At 44.6% G+C, this 21,311-nt stretch carries 21 protein-coding genes; 10 read left to right on the top strand and 11 right to left on the bottom strand.

Features of this window, described 5'->3' with window-relative positions; translation table 11 throughout:
• Nucleotides 1-26: 26 nt before the first annotated feature.
• A complete protein-coding gene (locus tag E5260_RS01750; protein ID WP_003642469.1) occupies nucleotides 27-578 on the bottom strand; it encodes an NADPH-dependent FMN reductase in 552 nt (183 codons plus the stop codon).
• Nucleotides 579-961: 383 nt separating this feature from the next.
• Here E5260_RS01750 and E5260_RS01745 point away from each other — a divergent pair, with 383 nt between their 5' ends.
• On the top strand, nucleotides 962-2,236 hold the full coding sequence (locus tag E5260_RS01745; RefSeq protein WP_003642470.1) for a hypothetical protein: 1,275 nt from the start codon (nucleotides 962-964) through the stop codon (nucleotides 2,234-2,236).
• 135 nt (nucleotides 2,237-2,371) lie between these two features.
• Here the strand turns inward: E5260_RS01745 and E5260_RS01740 are convergent, their stop codons facing one another.
• A complete protein-coding gene (locus tag E5260_RS01740) occupies nucleotides 2,372-2,971 on the bottom strand; it encodes a hypothetical protein (protein ID WP_021356276.1) in 600 nt (199 codons plus the stop codon).
• A 189-nt stretch (nucleotides 2,972-3,160) separates the two neighbouring features.
• Between E5260_RS01740 and E5260_RS01735 the strand changes: the two genes are divergently transcribed.
• Nucleotides 3,161-3,643, top strand: coding sequence for a Fur family transcriptional regulator (locus tag E5260_RS01735; RefSeq protein ID WP_003643467.1), 483 nt, complete (start codon nucleotides 3,161-3,163; stop codon nucleotides 3,641-3,643).
• A gap of 243 nt (nucleotides 3,644-3,886) precedes the next feature.
• On the opposite strand, the gene E5260_RS01730 is transcribed toward E5260_RS01735, so the two are convergent.
• From E5260_RS01730 to E5260_RS01720, 3 genes are all read right to left on the bottom strand, one after another.
• Entirely contained in the window at nucleotides 3,887-4,243 is a 357-nt protein-coding gene (locus tag E5260_RS01730; RefSeq protein ID WP_003642473.1) for a bacteriocin immunity protein, read from the bottom strand.
• 194 nt (nucleotides 4,244-4,437) lie between these two features.
• The gene (locus tag E5260_RS01725; RefSeq protein ID WP_003643468.1) at nucleotides 4,438-4,665 is read right to left on the bottom strand and encodes a PLDc N-terminal domain-containing protein; all 228 of its coding nucleotides are present in this window, start codon (nucleotides 4,663-4,665) and stop codon (nucleotides 4,438-4,440) included.
• A gap of 54 nt (nucleotides 4,666-4,719) precedes the next feature.
• Entirely contained in the window at nucleotides 4,720-5,592 is an 873-nt protein-coding gene (locus tag E5260_RS01720; protein ID WP_003642475.1) for a metallophosphoesterase family protein, read from the bottom strand.
• Between the two features lie 432 nt (nucleotides 5,593-6,024).
• Here E5260_RS01720 and E5260_RS01715 point away from each other — a divergent pair, with 432 nt between their 5' ends.
• Entirely contained in the window at nucleotides 6,025-6,567 is a 543-nt protein-coding gene (locus E5260_RS01715; protein ID WP_003642476.1) for a GNAT family N-acetyltransferase, read from the top strand.
• Nucleotides 6,568-6,978: 411 nt separating this feature from the next.
• On the opposite strand, the gene E5260_RS01710 is transcribed toward E5260_RS01715, so the two are convergent.
• From E5260_RS01710 to E5260_RS01695, 4 genes are all read right to left on the bottom strand, one after another.
• Nucleotides 6,979-7,398 (bottom strand): CidA/LrgA family protein, encoded by a 420-nt coding sequence (locus E5260_RS01710; RefSeq protein ID WP_003642477.1) that lies wholly within the window; start codon nucleotides 7,396-7,398, stop codon nucleotides 6,979-6,981.
• Between the two features lie 19 nt (nucleotides 7,399-7,417).
• Nucleotides 7,418-8,146, bottom strand: coding sequence for an LrgB family protein (locus E5260_RS01705; protein ID WP_003642478.1), 729 nt, complete (start codon nucleotides 8,144-8,146; stop codon nucleotides 7,418-7,420).
• A gap of 174 nt (nucleotides 8,147-8,320) precedes the next feature.
• Entirely contained in the window at nucleotides 8,321-9,160 is an 840-nt protein-coding gene (locus tag E5260_RS01700) for a DegV family protein (RefSeq protein WP_011102096.1), read from the bottom strand.
• A 524-nt stretch (nucleotides 9,161-9,684) separates the two neighbouring features.
• Nucleotides 9,685-9,852 (bottom strand): hypothetical protein, encoded by a 168-nt coding sequence (locus E5260_RS01695; protein WP_003642481.1) that lies wholly within the window; start codon nucleotides 9,850-9,852, stop codon nucleotides 9,685-9,687.
• A 227-nt stretch (nucleotides 9,853-10,079) separates the two neighbouring features.
• Here E5260_RS01695 and E5260_RS01690 point away from each other — a divergent pair, with 227 nt between their 5' ends.
• From E5260_RS01690 to E5260_RS01675, 4 genes are all read left to right on the top strand, one after another.
• Nucleotides 10,080-10,718 carry a zinc metallopeptidase gene (locus tag E5260_RS01690; protein ID WP_228966429.1) on the top strand — a complete coding sequence of 213 codons (639 nt, stop codon included), beginning with the start codon at nucleotides 10,080-10,082 and terminating at the stop codon, nucleotides 10,716-10,718.
• Nucleotides 10,719-11,324: 606 nt separating this feature from the next.
• Complete coding sequence (locus E5260_RS01685) at nucleotides 11,325-12,821, top strand: phytoene desaturase family protein (protein WP_003642484.1); 1,497 nt, start codon at nucleotides 11,325-11,327, stop codon at nucleotides 12,819-12,821.
• Entirely contained in the window at nucleotides 12,802-13,683 is an 882-nt protein-coding gene (locus E5260_RS01680) for a phytoene/squalene synthase family protein (RefSeq protein WP_003642485.1), read from the top strand. Before E5260_RS01685 ends, E5260_RS01680 begins: the two co-directional genes overlap by 20 nt.
• A gap of 361 nt (nucleotides 13,684-14,044) precedes the next feature.
• Complete coding sequence (locus E5260_RS01675; RefSeq protein ID WP_003642486.1) at nucleotides 14,045-14,986, top strand: alpha/beta hydrolase; 942 nt, start codon at nucleotides 14,045-14,047, stop codon at nucleotides 14,984-14,986.
• Between the two features lie 65 nt (nucleotides 14,987-15,051).
• Here E5260_RS01675 and E5260_RS01670 read toward each other — a convergent pair whose 3' ends face one another.
• Nucleotides 15,052-16,164, bottom strand: coding sequence for a glycerate kinase (locus tag E5260_RS01670; protein ID WP_003642487.1), 1,113 nt, complete (start codon nucleotides 16,162-16,164; stop codon nucleotides 15,052-15,054).
• 135 nt (nucleotides 16,165-16,299) lie between these two features.
• On the opposite strand from E5260_RS01670, the gene E5260_RS01665 reads away from it, so the two are divergent.
• Together E5260_RS01665 and E5260_RS01660 are read left to right on the top strand one after the other, a co-directional pair.
• Entirely contained in the window at nucleotides 16,300-17,634 is a 1,335-nt protein-coding gene (locus E5260_RS01665) for a dihydrolipoyl dehydrogenase family protein (RefSeq protein ID WP_003642488.1), read from the top strand.
• Nucleotides 17,635-17,828: 194 nt separating this feature from the next.
• Nucleotides 17,829-18,158, top strand: a complete 330-nt coding sequence (locus E5260_RS01660; RefSeq protein WP_003642489.1) for a bacteriocin immunity protein — start codon at nucleotides 17,829-17,831, stop codon at nucleotides 18,156-18,158.
• A gap of 221 nt (nucleotides 18,159-18,379) precedes the next feature.
• Here the strand turns inward: E5260_RS01660 and purB are convergent, their stop codons facing one another.
• On the bottom strand, nucleotides 18,380-19,678 hold the full coding sequence (purB, locus tag E5260_RS01655) for an adenylosuccinate lyase (protein ID WP_003642490.1): 1,299 nt from the start codon (nucleotides 19,676-19,678) through the stop codon (nucleotides 18,380-18,382).
• Between the two features lie 316 nt (nucleotides 19,679-19,994).
• Here purB and E5260_RS01650 point away from each other — a divergent pair, with 316 nt between their 5' ends.
• A complete protein-coding gene (locus tag E5260_RS01650) occupies nucleotides 19,995-21,284 on the top strand; it encodes an adenylosuccinate synthase (protein ID WP_003643473.1) in 1,290 nt (429 codons plus the stop codon).
• Nucleotides 21,285-21,311: the final 27 nt, after the last annotated feature.

The raw sequence follows: 21,311 nt of genomic DNA, 5'->3' as shown, positions 1-21,311 counted from the left end.
TCCCCTTATCAATTATTTTATCCGAATTAGTCGTTTGCGGCTAACTGGTGAGCAAACTTAAGGTAGTCAGCCACACAATGGTCTAACCACTCAACGACCTTATTGTCCGTAAGGTCCCCATCGGCATTCATCTTGTCCTGCACCGCGCTCAACAAGAATTCATTTCCAGGCAGAATCTGCATCCCAACTCCGGGTGAATCTAAAACTTGCCGTAAATGACTCTGCGCTCGCACTGTCCCCAAGGGTCCCATTGTGGCCCCTAAAATCATAGCTGGTTTCCCAATTAACGGTCGTTCAACACGCGATAGCCAATCAATCGCATTTTCCAAGACACCTGGAACACTATGGTTATATTCCGGTGTCACAAAAATGACGCCATCCGCGTCCATGACCGTCTGCTTAAAGGCTTGCACCTCCGCGGGGGCTTCTAGCTCGATATCCTGATCATAAAAAGGCAACGCGCCCAAGTTAGGAATCGTGACATCCAGTTGATCGGCATACCGTTTCTGAACAAACGTTGCTAACTTACGATTATATGAGGAACGTCGAATGCTACCGACGAGTGCGATAATCTTCATCGTGTGAAAAACTCCTTTAAGTTGTAATTACTTTTAGTATACCCCTTTTTTGGCAAATAGTCGGAACCGGTTACAAAAAACCAGCTGCTTTCATCAAAATTTTAATCTTAACTGCTGAATATTCAGTCAGTTTAGCAATTCCAGTCCCCCATCCGCGTAACTGCCATTATCTTAAGTCTAATTTTAAACGAGGTGAGACATTCATTAGCGGGCCTGATTATTGCTTGCTCATCGAAATAACTACCAGACATAATAATCGAGGCAGTGCTTTATCGCCATCACAGGATTAATAAACTTTCACAAATGTTTCTTAACTTTTTTCAAAACCAAACGTCCATTGTTAGTGTGATGAATAGAGTCTGCTATACTATTGATTAGAGAAATTGATTGGGGGGTTAATCGTGTATTATCGTGGTGAAGCACTTGACTTTTTGAATATGCTACATACTACAGGTGCCGCGCCATTAATGCGTTCGCGAATCGTTTTTTCCAGTCAGATCGACGTGGAACGCTTAAAGGCTGCCGTGCTCGCTTCCGCACAAATCGTACCCGAGATTTTCGGTCATTATCAAGCTGACCGTAATCGTTTCGTTGTTACTGATCAACCAGTCAACCAAGTTATTCAGGAAGTTCAAAGCCCGTATAGTCCTGAAAACACTGATTTTGATTTTACGAATAGTCCGCAACTACGGTTATTTGTCATTCATCACGGTGACTACGATGTCTTACAAGCCTTTATGAGCCACCTACTAACGGACAATCGTGGGTTTAAAGAATATCTGTACCTGCTCGCACAAGCCTACAATTATGCCGATCTCACGAATTTGCATAATGAACGGCGACTACGCCCAGTTATCACTAAGTTGCAACGTCAATTTGCACGGCCACACGGTCATGCACCCATTGTTACCGGTATGGTTAAACTACCCCATTATCCGGGAATTAACTTGCGGCACGGTGGTCACGTAATGCTCAGTAGCACGCAATTCATGCGCGTCCGACGAATGGCTAAGGCCCAAGACGTCGGTATTAGCGAGGCCATTTTGGCGGCATACGCTAAAGCACTCCAAGTTTTAACTGGTCATACAACCGTGACATTGCCGTGCCCAATCGACCTGCGCCGCTTCACGACTGAAGATGCGAACGTCACCCAAATCGCTAATTTAACCGTCAATGTTTTTCTGACAATCAAGGTAGATATTGATGCACCTTTTAGTGAGCTCGTCAATCAAGTCCACGACTTGTTAACGGTCGAGCGTACGCGGGTCGCCTTCCTTTATCGACTTAGCAATTTACAGAAAATGAACCATACAATGCCAATCACGGTCATGCGTAAAATGACCAAACGCTGGTTACCACAGCCTGCGCTCCGGTATACCAACTTTGGTGTCGTCGACCAGGAACGGCTTAAATTTCATGACTTGACGGTCGTCAATTGCGTCTTCTCGGGTGCCTTCCAGTGCTCACCCGTTATGGAAATTGCCGCCAGCACGTTTGCCGGAACCTGTACATTGAGCTTCAATAGCACCGGGTCCGAACGTGACTACCAGTTATCCATGAAAATCCTGGAAAACATTCAAGCTCAACTGCTAGTGTGGGCACAAGCAGATGCTCAAGTAGCCACAACTGATAATGTGACGTTGCGCCACCAAGCATAATTAAGTCAATTGATAGGCCTTAAATACCGGCCACAAAAAATCCCAAGCTAAATGAGCTTGGGATTTTTTATGGCCGCCGTTAATCTGGCTATCAGTGTGATTATGGATTATTTAGAATCATCCAGCTAATGACGACTAGTCATCCGGCCGAATCGTTTCCGAGTAATGACTTAACTGGTATATCGGTGCCCGTCGTGCCAATATTGCTGGTGCTTTGTGAATTTTCACTAGGCAACCAGTTTGCCCACTTGGGGTCAGTCGAACATCATAATTTTGAAAACTAGGGCGTATTGGCGTAGTCACTGTCAGTGGTCCAATAACGCGCTGTAAGCCAATCTGAATATTTGCTAGGTGTTGGAAAGGGCTCCCAACTAAATTACTTAAAAAGCCATCATATAGGCGCCATAGTGCCCCGGCGGACGGCACCCAGACTGGTTGTCCAGCGGATGCTTGTAATTGGAATCGTAACGTCACGCACTGCCGGGTCACGGTCAACTGAATCGGTCGAACCTTCAACCGAGTAGTAGCGGCTTTTAGGACTGCAACTTGTGCCAACGCTTGGGGAACATCATAGCTCGCCGCAAATACTGGGAACTGATTAGTGGGTACCTGCCGTCCTTTTTCCGTAGTCGTAAGTTGCCGGATAACTTTCATCATTGCTTCAAGGCCAAGTACATATGCGCGTTCGTATTGGACCCGCTCAACCGGTAATGCTGGTACAATTAATTGCGTCATTTTACCACCTCTATCCACATTCACTTAATTATCGTTAGTTTACTCACGTCCTCAGCCCCAGTAAAGCCTTTTCAGCTATTTCGTTAATTAATTTTGTCAAAAGTTTCATCTAGTAATGTTTCTAAATTGGAATCCTTCTAAAAAGTGTGGTTTAATAAGGGTGAATATGATAAAAGGAGGAACCGCGTCGTGGCAGAAGATATGTTGACCCAAGCCTTGCAGCAATTAAAGGACCATAAAATCCGTGTAACGCCGCAACGGCAAATCATTCTTAATTATTTGATTACTCACCATAATCATCCATCCGTCGAAACCATCTATCAGGAATTAGCAACTCAATTACCTAACCTGAGCTTGGCAACGGTTTACAATACGTTAAAACTTTTTGTCGACTTAGGAATCGTAATTGAATTACAAAATGGCGATGCTGGCACCCACTATGACTTTTTCGGACGACCACATTATCACGTCGTTTGTGAGAATTGTGGTAAAATTACTGACGTTTTCGAACCCGACCTCCGCAGTGTCGAAGCCAAGGCGGCGGAACTCTCTGGGTACTTGGTTACGGGTCACAATATGGAAGTCTATGGATTATGCCCAGACTGCCAGAAACTACTCAATGTAACTAAAACAGCTGATTTAAAGCGATTGAAATTGACGCACAGTGAATAGAACCAGTTCAATGGCAACCGGCTATTTAGCGCGCTGGTTATCCTAAAACAAAAGGAACACTTTCAGTTTTCCTGTATTAGTCCCTGTCAACCTTAAGCGGACTATCACAGCCTGAAGTGTTCCTTTTAATTTATACGATAAGCTGATTTTACTTACGCTTTAATCAGCATCACAATCGGAGGACGCTTTCGGAATACCAATCAGCAATTACACGACCGGTAGCCCTCAACCCCCTGGCCGGTATTAATGTTGTGGGACTTCTTCCAGCATGCCATAGAACTGTGACTTGTCAGAGAAATCAGCCATATAGGCCCCGTTCAATCCGGCCTTTTGCCCGATTATTCCTAAGTCGATCATTAGCTTTTCTTCTTCATCTGGAAAGTGTAACCGTCCCTTAATGGCTACACTACGAATATAGTTTACTAGGCGATTGACTAAGGCTTCTGGGTTCTTAGTCGTAGTAATTTTTTTATCGACCTGCATTAATACATCAATAATATCCAATAAGTCCCCCGACTGATCAGACCACCCACTTAACCGGACGATTAGTCCCTTAATAGCCTCTTGAGCTTGTTGTCGTAATTCTGATTCTCGCTGCATTAATAAAGTCCCCCTCTATATGATTCGGATTACCATAATAATTTCAAATTATAGGTATCTTTATATACACTTTTATTATACACGCTTATGATTGCATTCAAAAAAACATTCATAAACGTGCAAAAAACGCCCATCAACGTAAAAAAGTCCGAGCTTTCACCCGAACTTAACCCCACTTTAATTTACTAATTACCCTAACGTTCCTGTCCAAACGCAAAATAGAGCCACGGTCCAAATGGTTGTACAAAGGCTAATAACAACCAGCCAAGTCGATGTCCTCGGCGAAATGACTTCGCCGTCAAGACATCCGCAACCACAATTGTGGTTGCGGTAATCTCCATGGCGGCAACGGGTAACAACCGTTGCTTTAATTTACGTTTGATCCGTGGTGGCATTTGATTGTGATGACGAAATAGTCCCATATTGACGCCTCCCTTAATTATTACCAACATTATACCTTGTTAATTAAGAAAGCGCTATCTTGATTCATACCCTTGTGGGGCTCGCCCGACAAACTTAGTGTCTGGGATCGTCAATTCATCAATAACCGCTTTCCCATGCAGTAACTGGCGCGTTGTCACACCGACCTGTCCTCGATCGATTGTAATGATTTGGTAACTACTGCCCTCATGAACATAATGATGATGTGGATCATGGCAATCGATCGCATAGGCCGCAGAACCGGCCACCACATTCAGAATATTATCTCCAATCAAATAACTTGAAACAAAGTGAACGTGACCAGAGAATACGCCGCCTAAATTATGTCCCCGAAGCACCGATAACAGCGCCGGCGTATTTTGTAAAATCGCATAGTGCATATTTGTCATCGTCGGCCCATCTAGGGGGTGATGCAAAAATAGAAAAGCCCGCTTTGTCGGTGCCTGTCGTAGATGTTTTCCCAACCATTGTAGCTGTTGTGGTGCCAACCAGCCTGCCTCATAACCGCTAACCTTTGAATCCAAAAAATAAAAGTCGTTGTTGCCAATCCGCATGCGACTCGCGTAGTATGGTCCCGGGTCAGCCGGCAAATACCCTTCGTAAAACGCCGCTCGCCGATCATGGTTTCCAAGGATAACTCGAACATGACAATCAAATTCAGCTTCCATCGTATGGATGATTGCGTGCAGCCGCTGATAATCGTCAGCGCTACCGTCATGAATCAAGTCCCCGGTAAAAACAATCAAATCTGGCATGGTTGGTAATCGCCGAATATCATCAATAATATTGGCAAGCTTGCCCCAGGGATCGTACTGCTGACCATGTGCCGGTACTTGGCCGCGGGGGGTTAAATGTAGATCAGAAATCTGAATAACTTGTAAAGGACGCAATTCGATCCTCCCTCTCATACTTTAATCACCAGATGGTTATCTCTAATATAGCGAGCTAACGTAAAGTTTTACCAATCTTCATATAAAGTAACTGTAAAGTTTGTGCTAACCTCTCTTTACGCACCATTGAAAAGTGCCCCCACAGCAACACCTTTCACCAATAGTTCAGCCATCACCCGTATTGCCCTCATTATACTGAAACCACATTATCGGCAGCACGTGCCCAACGGCTTTACTGTAAGTCTTCAGTATATCCGCATCTTATTTCGCCGTCCCCCAGAGCTAGTTGTTCTTGACATCAGCACTTGGCACATGCCACCCGTGTTTCATACTGAGCTAGCTAGTCTGACGCGTAATCTCATAATTTTTGGTTGACAAGCCCACCTTTTGCCGCCACCATGAAGATAAGCTTTAATAACATCATACGAGTGAGGGATTATTTTGAAAAATATGTTTGTCGGGCCCCATGTGGCCCTTGCTGTTCCCCAGCCAGAAGATTTTGATGAGATCAGTGACTGGTACACTGACGCCGATTTTGTTCGTAAAATGGATACGGCTGCCGCCCGACCACTGACCGGTGAAGAACTCGAACGAACTTACCGTAACCTTGATCGGAATACCGAATACTACTTTCACGTTCATAGTTTAGAAGACGACCACTTATTAGGCTTTGTCACCCTATTCAATATCGAATGGCATAACCAGGTTGCCCAATTAGCCATCGCAATCGGTGATCCCGACGAACGCGGCCATGGTTATGGTACCGAGACACTCAGCTTGATTTTGAACTACGCTTTTAACGAATTGAATCTTTACAAAGTCTGTTTGGACGTCATCGCAACAAACCCCGCCGCTATCGCTGTTTACCAGAATAGTGGTTTTGAATTTGAGGGCACCAATAAGCGTGCTATCAAGCGTGATGGGCAACGAATCGACCTCTATCACATGGGCTTATTTGCGGCTGATTTCCAGCCCCGCGTTACTTTAAACTAATTAATCAGCTCAATTAGTTGCAGCCAATAACTTTTGCAATTATAATAGTCGCAGATTGATAGAAAGTGACCAACTGACTGTCAATCCTTAATATTCTTTAGTTTTTTCGATTATTAGTGCGTTGCTGCCATAATGCAGCTAATAATCACTTTCATTCATAGACTCCCCCAAGTCTGATGAATGGGGTTCATCAAAGCCCCCACTTTGATGTTTCCTACTCCTTGACCACTACATCCGCTGATGTGGTGGCTTTTTTATTGCCGTCTAAAAAAGCCGTCATGGGTATGCAATCCCCACAACGGCCTGCTATTATCTTGTAATAGCCAAAACAAGCGGTTCAACAACTGCCTGTTTCGATTAGATCCAACTGGTACCCAATCTACTCACGAGTAAATTATGTGCCACCAAGATTTAATCTTCTTCCAACTCAACATTGCTGTTCGTTCGACGAGCAATGAACCATTCCTTGACTTGAATTAAAACCCACGCGATTCCCGCTGTAAAAAGCAACAACATTAGTGTCGAAACAATAATGACGATCACAATCTGAACGCCTTCTGCCTTTAACACGTCTAACTTAGTTACTAACGCGATCCCTGATGGAATGAAAATCAAGCTGATAAATTGGACGAAAAAGTTGCTAACACCCGCCACCTGCTCAAGTTTGACCACTTTAAACGTTAACAGCAAGTATAGTAGAATCATCCCAATCAACGGTGTCGGCATTGGGAATGCGGGCCAAATCTTATTGACTAAATTAGCAATTAAACTACTAGCCAATAAAATCAAACCATAAATCACAATTTGTGTAATAAACGCGCCTTTTTTCATCGAATCCCTCCCGGACCATCTAACCTAAACCAATCAACTGCGCAAACCCTGGAACCATAAAATTAACAAGAATACCGGCAATCACAAAGGCGATTGCACCAGTTGCGCCCGCAGCCTCGCTCACTTCAATCGCTTTAGTGGCACCAACCGCATTACCGGCAATTCCGAATCCTAACCCGGCACCGAGCGGATTCTTGTGCAATTTGAACCAGCGAATAAAATGGTCGCCTAACGCGTAAATCAAAACTGAATTCAGAATGACTGCGAACGCCGCAATGGCTTGATCGCCACCCACCGACTCAGCCACCGGTAAAGCAATTGCTGTCGTTGCTGCTTGTACTAACATGGCACCTAACGCTGCATCCGTCAGACCGAGCAACCGTGAAATCCCATAGATACCAAATAATGACAGCCCTAACCCAATCGCTAACGCAATCACAATGACATCCCAATGTTTCTTAAAGATATCATTACGCTTATATAGTGGCACCGCAAACGAGACGGTGGCGGGCGCCACAAACCAGAATAACCAGTCGCCACCAACCTGGTACGCTTCATAAACTTTTTGCACGGGTGCCTTTAGAATCGACGCAATCAATACCAATAAACCAATCCCGAGCAGCATTCCAAAAAATAACGGTTGGAATAACACAAAGCGATTTGTTTTGTGATATAAATACTCGCCAATCCCATACACCAAGATCGACAGTCCGATCCCGAAAAACGGATTATTGAGAAGATAGCTCACATAAGTTCCTACTTTCTTTTAGTGAAAAGAGTGACAAAAAAGGTGCCCCATCCGGGTCTAGTCATCATTAAATGGTGGTTAGGCTCAGAACAGTGCACCAACACGGTTCTCATTTATCATTAATTAATTATAACACATCAAAGTAATTTTTAATAGTAGGTTAGTTCGTCAAATTTAATCAACTGTATAAAACATCAATGCGTAAGCGCCAACACCGGTGTGCGTCGCAATAATTGGACTAGTACGCGCAACCAGTGGCGTTACTTGTGGAACGACTTGTTGGAGAAGCTTTTCTGGCGCTTCCGCAACGCTCGGTTCGCCGACGTAAGAAATTCCAGCCGCTTCGACTCGAGTCGCATCCGCTAATTGGTCTAGAATTTGTTCCTGCGCTTTGATTAGCGCCTTTTTCCCGCGCCCCCGCGTATAAAGTTTTAATTTTCCGGCTTCTAATTCAAAGACAAATTTTAATTTAATCAAATTCGTGACCATGCCAGCCAACTTAGGGACGCGCCCACCTTTGACCAAATTGTCGAGCGTATCCACGAACAAGTAGGTCTTAGTATGCTGCCGAATGACGGTTATCTTCGCCAAAATTGTGGCCATATCCGCACCGGCGTGAGCCATCCGTGCTGCTGTAAGCACTTGAAAGGCCATCCCACGGTCAGCCGCCTGGGTATCAATAACTGTCACATCGCCACTAGCAAGTTTGGCAGCTTGGCGAGCAGCATTGACCGTCCCACTCAATGTCTCCGTCAAATGTAGTGATAATACTTGGCTACCATCCGCTGTCAATTCATCGTAGCAACTGACGAAATCACCAATTGGCGGCTGGCTAGTCGTTGGCAAGACTGGGCTGACTGCCATCTGTTGGTCAAATTCCGCGGTACTAACTGCCGTATCTGCAATCAAGTCGCCACCGAACCCCACGAGTAACGGAACCACTTTAATATTATACTGTGCAATCTCGGCCGTCGTTAATTGGACCGACGAATCGGTGACGATTTTAATTGTCATATTTGGAAAACACCTTTCGATTAATTTGTGCTTCATTATAGCACCTCAGAGTCTAGGACCAATAAAAACTGCGTCACACCAGCATTTAGCCACTCATATTGATTTATGACGGTCATCATTTCGTTATAAACTTTGTAAAAATCGTCATATTTTTTCGTTCCATGACCTAACTTTTTCGTCTGAAAATCATGCTTTTAAACTTTTCGCGTCACACTTTCTTCACGCGTCGCCGCTATACTATGTTTATAGTCATTAAGGAAATCCCAATCCTTAACGACCCCCTAACTTTAATGATTACTTCCCCAAGTAATGATGTGTGTGTACTTAATTACATTTTACCGATTTACTTCCCTTTTCCTCCGTATTTCCCCGATACGGAGGTTTTTTAATGCCTTCAAGTAGTTGTGGCTCACGCGTGAACACCGTATTAACCATAATCATTGCCAATCCAATTTCCACCATAAAAAACGCGCCAAGGCGAGAAACAAACTTCTCAACCTTACCGCGTATCGTGGTCCTAATACTTATTTCATCTTATCGAGATCTTCTGGTGCAATAAAAAAACTGACCTGTCCCGTTTCTAAATCAACATGCGCCTTCACTTCAACACCTTTAGGAAAAATCCAGCCTTTCCCAGTATCTAACTTTAACGGCATTTCCCCATACGTTTTGGTTCGATACGTCTTTTCCATCAGAAAACTCCTTCGCTCTTTGCCAATTACGATTAACTGGGCTAATTATATAATCTGACGTCGTTTCTCGATAGTAAAGACACTTTCCAATGGCTTTCTTCAGTAGGAATGTCACGCTAAATCTGATAGAATCGGATTAACATTAAACCACTTAGGAGGGGTCGACCTTGTTCTATTCGTTTTTTGATCCGACTTACCTATTAGTCATCATTGGACTGATTATCTCAATGGCCGCATCGGGTTACGTTAATCGGACATTCCGGCATTATGATGCCTATCGTAGTCAATCTGGCACAACCGGCACCGATGCAGCTCGCTTTATTTTAAGCCAATCTGGTATCAATGATGTTGGTGTCCAAAAGATAAGCGGGGATCTGACCGACAATTACAACGGTCAAACTAAGATTCTCAGCCTATCAGAAGCCACAGCAGATTCAACCTCTGTGGCCGCCATCGGAGTTGCGGCCCACGAATGCGGACACGCAGTTCAAGATCACGTTAACTATTGGCCAATGCGCTTGCGGACCGCCCTCGTGCCCATCACGAACATCGGTTCAAGCTTATCATTACCACTAATCATTATCGGCGTTTTATTGAGTTACAACCAAACACTGATTCACATTGGGATTTTACTCTTCTCACTGGCGTTATTGTTCCAACTTGTCACGCTTCCAGTTGAATTCAACGCCTCAAGACGCGCCCTCCAGATTTTATCTGATGGGCAAGTTTTGACTCGCGACGAAGTTCCCATGGTGCGTAAAGTGCTTGTCGCGGCGGCTTTAACCTATGTTGCTGCAGCCCTGTCAACATTCTTACAATTACTACGACTAATTATTCTATTCGGTGGTAATCGTGACGATAACTAATCGCGCCAAATGGCAGTGCCCACAGCCAGTCACCAAAATCTGCTTGGTCACTATCAACTTAGCGTCGCCGCAAACTTGTTATTACTAGCATTGATTGCGAATCAAAATAGTCACTTCAAAGGACAACTTTTGAAGTGACTATTTTCTTTGGCCCCAAACAGTCGATCATCGCACCTCGCCAAGGCATTCCGTAAGAACGTTGATGATTCTTCACACTTCTTAATAAAGCCTTTCCCTTTTTTTCATGACATTCGCCATGTTCAGTCACAAATTCTTCACACAACCTCGGTATGATTACATCATAGCAATTGAGGTTAACTCAATCAGCTATAACACAACCTAAAATTTTTCATTTACTCCTCCAAAGTAATGAAATTCATAGTAACATGTGATTCCCCGTCACATGTTTACCCTACTCCTTTTTCCACCGTATTCCCCGATACGGTGGTTTTTTTGTTTTTCTCGTCCGCTCTATTCGCACCTACCGACTACTTTAATACGTCATAGTAATCATATTTGTTGTACTTTTTACATTATTAAACCAAAATATAACTAATGATTAACCATGCTTTTTAGTTATTCATCTGTTAAGGGGGAGATTTACTGATGAAGCAAGTATCGATTATTGGCGCTGGTATTGGTGGCTTAACCGCTGCAGTACGGCTTCAAAAATTAGGTTATAATGTTACGATTTATGAGCAAAACGCGCAACCGGGTGGCAAAATGAACCAGATTGTTAGCCAAGGATTTACATTTGACGTGGGGCCGACGATCGTCATGATGAAAGACATCTACGAAGAAGTCTTTCGCTTTTGCGGGGTCGATCCGCACAACTATTTACCATTCGAAGAAGTTCAACCTTTGATGCACCTTGTCTTTGGTGATCAATCTAGTCTAGATTTGTCACGCGATCTCCCAACATTAATTGCCGAGATTAACCGCATTGCGCCTGATGACGTCAATGGTATGTTAAATTTTTTAGCGGATATTTATCACCGGTATACCATCGCGAAGCCTAATTTTTTAGAACGATCATTTCGTAACTGGCGTGACTTTTATAACCTACCCGCTCTGTATGCAGGACTACAGTTACGCACCTTTAACAATGCCTACAAAAACATTGCAAAATTTATCAAGAATGAAAATCTACGTAATTCATTAGCCTTTCAGACACTGTATATTGGGATTTCTCCCTACCAGGGCCCGTCGCTATACAACATTATTCCGATGATTGAGCTCTTCTACGGGGTCTATTTTTTAAAGGGTGGTATGTACACAGTTGTCAATAGTCTCGTTAAGTTATTCAAAGAACAGGGTGGTACGTTAAAGCTTGCCACACCAGTTCAAGAAATTATCATCAAAGATAAAGTTACTGTTGGCATTCGTGTCAATAATCATCCGATCCACAGTGACTATGTCCTATGTAATGCTGATTTTCCAACCGCCATGACGACACTGATTCCAAATGAGCAAAATCGTGGTCAGTACACAGATCAAAAAATTGCCAAAATGGATTATTCATGCTCATGTCTCGTCTTGTATTTAGGACTAGACAAAAAATACCCAACCGAAGCATTACACACGATCCACTTTGCACAAGATTTCAGCAAAAACGTCGCCGATCTATTTGACAACGGCAAGTTACCAGAAGATCCCTCGTATTATGTCTATGTTCCATCAAAGATGGATCCAAGTTTAGCTCCCGAAAACAGTGAGGCACTCTATGTTTTAGTACCAGTTCCTGAGCTCTCAAAGTTTAATGACTGGTCACCAACAACACTGAAGAACTATCGTCAACTAATCATTAACAAACTAAGACAAACGGCTACCTTCAGCGATATTGAACAGCATATCGTTGTCGAAAAGCAGTTTACACCGGTTGACTTCAAAGAACAGTTTGGCGCCTATAACGGAGCCACTTTCGGCTTACGACCGACGTTAAAACAAAGTAATTATTATCGTCCCCATAACAAGTTCGACTATGCCGACCATCTTTATTTTTGTGGTAGTAGCACCCACCCTGGGGCCGGTGTTCCCATTGTTATGCAAAGTGCTAAATTAGCCGTTGAGGAGTTGATTAAAGATGACCAAACTAATGCCTAAATTCGAACAACATCGCACTGACTTTGCGTACTGTCAAACAATTACTAAAAGGTCTTCTAGCGCATTCTACACCGCCTTCTCGCAATTACCACTAGAACGCGCTTGGAGTATTTACGCCGTTTATGCTTTTTGTCGAACAGCCGACGACCTCGTTGATGTTGACCATGATATTGATGGTCTAATGGCATTGCGCCAATCATTGACCACCTTTGCCAATGGTCATGTCCCAGACCACCCAATGTGGCGCGCACTGGCCGTCGTTTTTGAGACTTATGATATGAATCTTGACGTCTTTTTCGATATGCTCACTGGTCAAGAACAAGACGCGACTTTTAAACAACCTCAAACTCAGCAAGCACTTGAAGACTATTGCTATTACGTCGCCGGATCGGTTGGTCTGATGATTTTGCCAATGCTAGCAACTAACCCGCAATCACTTGTCAAACCAGCCGTAGAATTAGGCAGCGCCATGCAACTCACCAATATTTTAAGAGATGTTGGTGAAGACTACCAACGTGGCCGAATCTACCTGCCATCAAAACTATTGGCACACTATCAGCTCAATCCAACTGACTTGCATGGCCCCATCCCATCTGCCAATTTTATTCGGCTTTGGGAACATGAAGCACAGATTGCCATGAACAAGTACGAGGCTGCATTAACCATGATGCCACAAATTGATCCCGTCGCCCGGCCATCGCTATTAGCCGCCACTTTGCTTTATCGTGAATTATTGCTAATCGCACGTGAACAACACTACCCAATTTTAAGTCAGCGCGTCTTTTTGACAGATGAACGTAAAACGCAGGTCCTTAATCAAGTTAGCACTAAAGTGCATGAACTAGCCCTTAAGGAGGCTTAATGCGACTTGAATCGGTATCATACTTGGCACGACGAAATCTGTCCATACCGGAATATTGACCACCCACAAATAATTTTTAGTTTTTTCACCAGTCAAGTAAGCGATTTAGTTACCTTTTAACAATCAAACTACTATACTAAACATATAGTGACTGGACATCTCCTTCAGCCACTTGAACCTTTTTCATTTACTCCTCCAAAGTTAATGAAAAACAGGCTCGCTGGGGATGCCACCTAGCGACCAATGCAATTTATAGGTCATCGCCCGCCGCGATGGCCTTTTATATTACTAGAATAATATAGTTACATCTCACTTCTAATCGGCGTATCATATTATTGAGAGATTAGAGGAGTGATATTTAATGAAAAAAACACGCGCCGTAGCCGGAATTAGTGCTCCTGTGGCAATTTTTTCGGCCGCCCTATTCGCGAGTGAGAAGCTCTACGATTTTGCTTTCAAGCGTGTTGATTACGTGCCCGAAACTTCGGCAGATAAACAAAAATACGCCGATGCCTACTACGCTTATGTCGATTGGCTACACCGACAGCCCGTTCAGCAGTGGCAACTGAACGCTAATGACGAGGCCAATCACCTTGTCGCACAGTACGTTCCTGCTAAAACAACCAGCAACCGAACCGTTATTGTTTCCCATGGCTACAAAGGTGATGGTGAAACGATGGCAAATTACGCTTATATGTTCCATCAAATGGGCTATAACGTCCTCTTGCCCGACGATCGCGGCCATGGGCAAAGTGCCGGCAAGTACATTAGCTTTGGGTGGCAGGATCGCCGCGACTATTTAGGCTGGATCGATAAAGTCGTCCGTATCAATGGTCGTCACACGGATATCATCCTTTTTGGTGTCAGCATGGGTGGTGCGACCGTTGAAATGATGAGCGGCGAAGACCTTCCATCACAAGTTAAGGCCATCATTGCCGATTGTGGTTATTCGAGTATCGAGGAAGAACTCGCTTACTTATTAAAGCGACAGTTTCACTTACCAAAGTATCCGTTTGTGCCCATCGTTAGTTTTATTAACCGCCACCGTATGGGCTATTATTTAAGCGACGTCAGTTCTGTCGAACAGCTCAAACATAACCATCTACCGATCTTCTTTATTCACGGTGACAAGGATGTCTACGTCCCAAGTTGGATGCTCAAAGAAAATTATCAGGCCGCTAAGGGCCCCAAGCAGATGTGGCAGGTTCCCAACGCCACTCACGCCGAGAGTTTTTGGATCGATCCTGCCGAGTATCAACGACATGTTACAGCCTTTTTAAATCACTATGTTCCTGATAAATAAAATTCAGTCGAAAAACCGTATGCGCTATTCACTACGCATACGGTTTTTTTGACCGCTTAAGTTTTTTATGACTGGCTAATGATTCGGGCTAAGCGGTCCGCCATCCGTTCCAGATTGGCTGGTCCCTGCGCCATGGCTTGATCTAAGGTCATGACTTGATCGACAATCGGTAAAACGGCCGTGACCCCCTGTTTGGCAAATGTTTCATTTGCACCTTTCTGCCGACCAACTAATAAATAGCAAGGCTTGCCGGCCGCTTGGGCTAACTGACTGAGCTGAATTGGTACCTTGCCCATAAAACTCTGATCGTCGACTTGGCCTTCACCAGAGATAACTAGATTCGCTTGGGCCACTTTCGTTTTAAGATTGCTCATTTCAGCTAACAATTGAAAACCAGAGCAAACGCGGGCGTGTAAAAAGTAACGTAATGCAAACCCAATACCACCGGCAGCCCCATCGCCTTCGTGGGCACTCACCGCACCAGCTGCGACCGTCATATAGTGAGCTAAAGCGGCATCGTGAACCTGAATTTGAGCAACCGGTAATCCTTTTTGTGGGCCAAAAATCTTAGCTGCGCCGTTCGGTCCCGTTAGCGGATTCGTCACGTCCGCTGCACTAATGAACGAGACTTCAGCTAATTGTGGCAACACATGTCGATCGTCAATCTTAGTGACCCGACTTAAATCAGCGCCAGTCATGGATAACTCTTGACCATCGGCAGCCCAAAAACGATAACCGAGCGCACGTAGGATTCCGGCACCACCGTCGACCGTTCCGCTACCACCTAAGCCCAGAATAATCTGACGGGCGCCACGCTCAATCGCATCTTTAATCAGTAGCCCGGTCCCATAGGTATTCGTTGCTAACGGCGTCAAGGTCGTCGTGACAAACTGGATTCCGGATGCAGCCGCAACCTCAATCACTGCCATTTTTTCAGTGGCAAAGTAGCCATACGTTGCAGTCACTGACCGTTGCGCCAGATCCACCGTTGATGCCGTAATAGCTTGTCCACCAGCATGGTTAGCCAGCCACGCCGCCACCGTTCCTTCACCACCATCGGCAATCGCAACTTGAGTAGCGGTGATTCCGTGAGCCGCAAATCGTTTAGCCACTATTCGGTTGGCCTGAATGCTCGTGATGGAATTTTTAAATGAATCAATTGCGATCAAAGCGTGCATATTAACGTCTCCCTATTGACATAATTACTTTTAGTATAATCATTACAGCGGGCGCGAGCAATTCATATCAGTTGTCAGGTTTCTTAAAACTCGTTAAGCTTAAGTTACCAAAATTTTAATGGAGGCTGATAAATCATGACAAACAAATACGATTACGATGTGTTATACATTGGTGCGGGTCACGCCACGTTTGATGGCGCCGCACCACTCGCCAAGACTGGTGTTCGCGTCGGTGTGATTGAGAGTGGTCTGATTGGGGGCACCTGCCCTAATCGTGGTTGTAACGCCAAAATCACTCTTGATGAACCTGTCAAATTAACGCGGGAAGCAGCACGCCTCAATGATATTTTGAGCAGTGCACCAACCATTAATTGGACGGCCAACGTGGCCCATAAACAAGAGATTATTGATCCCTTACCAGCAGGCCTGACAGCTCGTTTGGAAGATGGTGGCGCAACGATCATTCATGGTCATGCCACGTTCAAGGACGCTCACACCGTTGTCGTTGATGATCAGCAAACCATTACCGCTGAAAAAATCGTTATTGCGACTGGTTTAAAGCCCCATCGTTTAGATATTCCGGGGACCAAGCTCGCCCACGATAGTAGTGATTTTATGAACCTTAAACGGTTACCACAAAGTATCGTCATCATTGGCGCAGGCTATATTGGTATGGAATTTGCCACCATCGCTAACGCGGCCGGTGCCCAAGTGACAGTCATGTTACATGGCGACCAGGCCCTCCGTGATTTTTACCAACCATTCGTTACACAAGTGGTTGACGACTTAACCGAACGTGGGGTAACCTTCATCAAAAATGCCAACGTGCAAGCATTTACCAAACAGGATGACCAGTTCCAAGTTAGTTATGGCGACCACCAGCAATTAACGACCGACTGGATCCTAGATGCGACTGGTCGAATTCCAAACTTAGATGGCTTAGGCTTAGACCAGATTGGCGTCAAATATGACCGCCACGGCGTTTATGTCAACGATCACTTGCAAACCAACGTTCCTAACATCTATGCAGCCGGTGATGTCCTTGCCAATGACTTGCCAAAGGTCACACCTGCAGCCTATTTTGAGTCCAAATACTTGATGCGTTTGTTCTCTGGTCAAACCAGTGCTCCCATTGACTATCCGGTAATTCCATCGGTCGTCTTTACTTCACCACGAATTGCGCAAGCCGGCATGAAAATACCGGCTGCTGAAAAGGCCGGCTTAACCATTAGTGATAACGATTTAGCAGATTACTGGTATTATCAAGTCTCCAAGGAACCGATTGCCGCTAGTAAACAGGTCCATGACCAAGACGGCCATCTCGTTGGCGTGACTGAAATCAGTGATCAAGCTGAAGATGCCGTCAACGCACTACTGCCAGCTATCGAATATCAATTAGACCGCGAACAAATCGACCGTTTGATCGGTATTTTCCCAACCATCGGCTACGCAGCTTGGCACCGGGCTTAAAACAGAAAACACTGCTGCGACCGCCGCTTGATTAATCCCTTATTAATAACCAGAGCCGCCAATGACCCCCACTCATTGGCGGCTCTGGTTATGTTCGTTCCATTACTTTAGAAACCAACTCGGGCCTGCACATCAAGCATACTGACCATGCTATAATTGCGCCTATCTCAACGATTGAAAGGTTGGTCCTAACAATGGATGTGGATGCTCAAAAATTATTTACCTTAGTAGATGCTGCTTATAATCAGCCGATTACCAATCAACCATCCGATTCCTACCGCCAAGCGCTACTGGCAGCTGCAATCGACCTGAATAACAACGTTTCGCCACAGCAAGTAACCATCCAGCTATATCAAGCCTATTATCGTAACTATATGGTCCCAATGACTCTACCACGCCAGCATCGTGACCTCTACCAATACGTTCACACCCAATTACAGCGCCTCACGCGCAAAGAACAGCGTCATATGGCACTTGGGTATGGTCTGATTGCGACGCACCTAACATTTGGTCCCTTGAACTGAAATCAAGGTACTTACACGCATTGCGCTAGTTATCGTTTAGTATGAAGCATGATTAAACCGTGCCATTATCAAGCTCAAAAATAGCCAGTAATCGTCCCCAGCCCTGGAGGCCGGAATAGGACGCGCATCGGCTGACGAATAAACAGCCCATCTTTTTAACACGTTTTAATCATAATAAAAGCCTCAGCGATTACCATCGCTGGGGCTTCATCGTTTTTAAATTAATCGTCTAATCCCAATCGTTTGAAAATATCATCAACGTGGCGAAGATGGTAATGATAGTCAAACGCATCATCAATCGCAGCCTGGTCCAAATGTTCACGAATCTCGGCGTTACCTTCAACAAGTGGCTTGAATTGTAACTGTTCATCCCATGACTTAGCCGTCAGTGGTTGAACGAGGTCATAAGCACTTTCACGAGACATCCCCGTATCAATCAACTTGAGCAAGACACGTTGACTGTAGATCAACCCGTAAGTCGCATCCATGTTTTGCTTCATCCGTTCTGGGAACACCGTCAGCGTCTTAATAATCTTATTGATTCGAGTTAAGATATAATCCACTAAAATCGTGGTATCTGGTAAGATGATCCGCTCCGCAGAAGAGTGGGAAATATCCCGTTCATGCCACAATGGCACATCTTCATAGGCGGTCATCATGTGGCCGCGAATAACTCGTGCCAACCCCGTCACGTTCTCAGAACCGATGGGATTACGCTTGTGAGGCATTGCTGATGAGCCTTTCTGACCTTTATTAAAGAATTCTTCAACTTCATGAGTTTCAGATTTTTGCAAACCACGAATTTCGGTTGCAAACACTTCAACGCTTGTTGCAATCAAGGCCAAACTAGCAATGTATTCGGCATGTAAGTCCCGTGGTAAAACTTGCGTCGAAATTTCTTGTGCGCGCAATCCAAGTTGTTTGCAGACAAATTCTTCAACAAATGGTGGAATGTTCGCAAAAGTCCCAACGGCCCCACTGATTTTACCCGCTTCAACGCCTGCGGCCGCGTGTTCAAAACGCTCGATATCCCGATTAATTTCAGAATACCACCGGGCAATCTTCAATCCAAATGTGGTTGGTTCAGCGTGGACGCCGTGTGTCCGCCCCATTTCAACCGTATATTTATATTTTTTCGCTTGTTGTGCTAGTGTCGCCCGTAAATCTTGTAAGTCTTGGCGAATAATCGCGTTAGCCTGCTTCAACCGGTAACCTTGCGCCGTGTCGACAACGTCAGTACTGGTCAGCCCATAGTGAACCCACTTACGTTCTGCACCCAACGACTCGGAAACATCGCGCGTAAAAGCAACCACATCATGATGCGTTACGGCTTCAATCTCCGCGATCCGGTCAACATCAAACTTGGCATTCTCTCGAATTTTAGCAACATCACTTGCTGGAATCTTCCCTAATTCAGCCCAGGCCTCGTCGGCAGCAATCTCTACCTCCAACCATGCTTGGTACTGATTTTCTAACGACCATACTTTGCCCATCGCGGGACGCGTATAACGATCAATCATTGCTAATCCTCATTTCTTTTTAGGTATTCACTAACAAAACACGAACATTATTATAGCATACCCCTCGAGTAATTAATAGAGACGAACAATGAAAAAATACTGTTATTTTTCACTTCGTTTCCATATTAAGGACTTGTTTTCGAACTAATTCACCTTAATTATGAACGATTATTTGTGCTCAAAACAAGAACATTCGGCTTTTGGGTTGCGTTTTGACGTTAAAGTTGCTATACTCTTTCCTGTTGGAGTGGTGAACGTTTAACTACTCTTTAGGATTAATTATTCATAATTAAACTATTTAATGAGGTGGAAGAATATGGCATCAGTCGTAGTAGTAGGTAGCCAGTGGGGCGATGAAGGTAAAGGAAAGATCACGGACTTTTTGAGTCAGGAAGCAGATGTGGTATCACGTTACCAAGGCGGCGATAACGCCGGCCACACCATCGTATTTAATGGGCAAACTTTCAAATTACGGCTGATTCCATCAGGGATTTTCTTCCATGATAAGTTAGCTGTCATTGGGAACGGCGTGGTCTTAAATCCCAAGTCATTAGTTGAAGAATTACAATACTTGCGGGACAAGGGCGTTAATCCTGACAACCTTAGAATCTCTAACCGTGCACACGTCATCTTGCCTTACCACATCACATTAGATGGCGCTCAAGAAAAAGCTAAAGCCGGTGGCAAGATTGGGACGACTAATAAGGGAATCGGCCCAGCCTACATGGATAAGGCTGAACGAATTGGGATTCGCGTAGCCGACCTGCTTGATAAGGACACCTTTGCGGCGTTACTCAAGCGCAACTTAGCTGAAAAGAACCAAATTATTACCAAGCTTTATGACTTAGAACCACTGAAATTTGAAGATATTTTTGATGACTATTACGCTTATGGTCAAACTTTGAAACCATTCGTCACCGATACTTCCGTTGTCATTAATGATGCGTTAGATAACGGTCAACGCGTCCTATTTGAAGGTGCTCAGGGAGTCATGCTGGATATTGACCAAGGGACTTACCCTTACGTTACTTCATCTAACCCAGTTGCCGGTGGTGTTACTATTGGGAGCGGTGTTGGCCCATCTAAAATCGATAACTGTGTTGGGGTCTTAAAAGCCTACACTTCCCGCGTCGGTGACGGCCCATTCCCAACTGAACTCTTTGACGAAGTCGGTGATTTCATTCGTGAAACGGCCCATGAATATGGGACCGTTACTAAACGTCCTCGGCGGATTGGTTGGTTCGATAGCGTTGTATTACGGCATGCTAAACGAGTTTCTGGGTTTACTCATCTTAGTTTGAACTGCTTAGACGTCTTGACGGGCTTAAAGACCATCAAGGTATGTACCGCTTATGACTTAAACGGCGAAACCATCTATCACTACCCTGCTAGTCTGAAGGAATTAGAAGCTTGCAAACCTATCTATGAAGAACTTCCTGGCTGGGACGAAGACATTACTGGCGTTAAAACCTTTGAGGAACTGCCAACTAATGCACAGAACTACTTGCGTAAATTAGAAGAACTCGTCGGCGTTAAAATTGCCACCTTCTCTGTTGGTCCCGATCGCGAACAAACTAACGTTATCGATCACAACATTTGGGGCTAATTGAACGTGACACCGTGAATTAACTTA

Source organism: Lactiplantibacillus plantarum (genome assembly GCF_014131735.1).
In the GTDB taxonomy this organism is placed as follows: domain Bacteria; phylum Bacillota; class Bacilli; order Lactobacillales; family Lactobacillaceae; genus Lactiplantibacillus; species Lactiplantibacillus plantarum.
The sequence above is the reverse complement of the archived record's forward strand: the minus strand, read 5'-3'. Positions and strand labels throughout refer to the sequence as shown.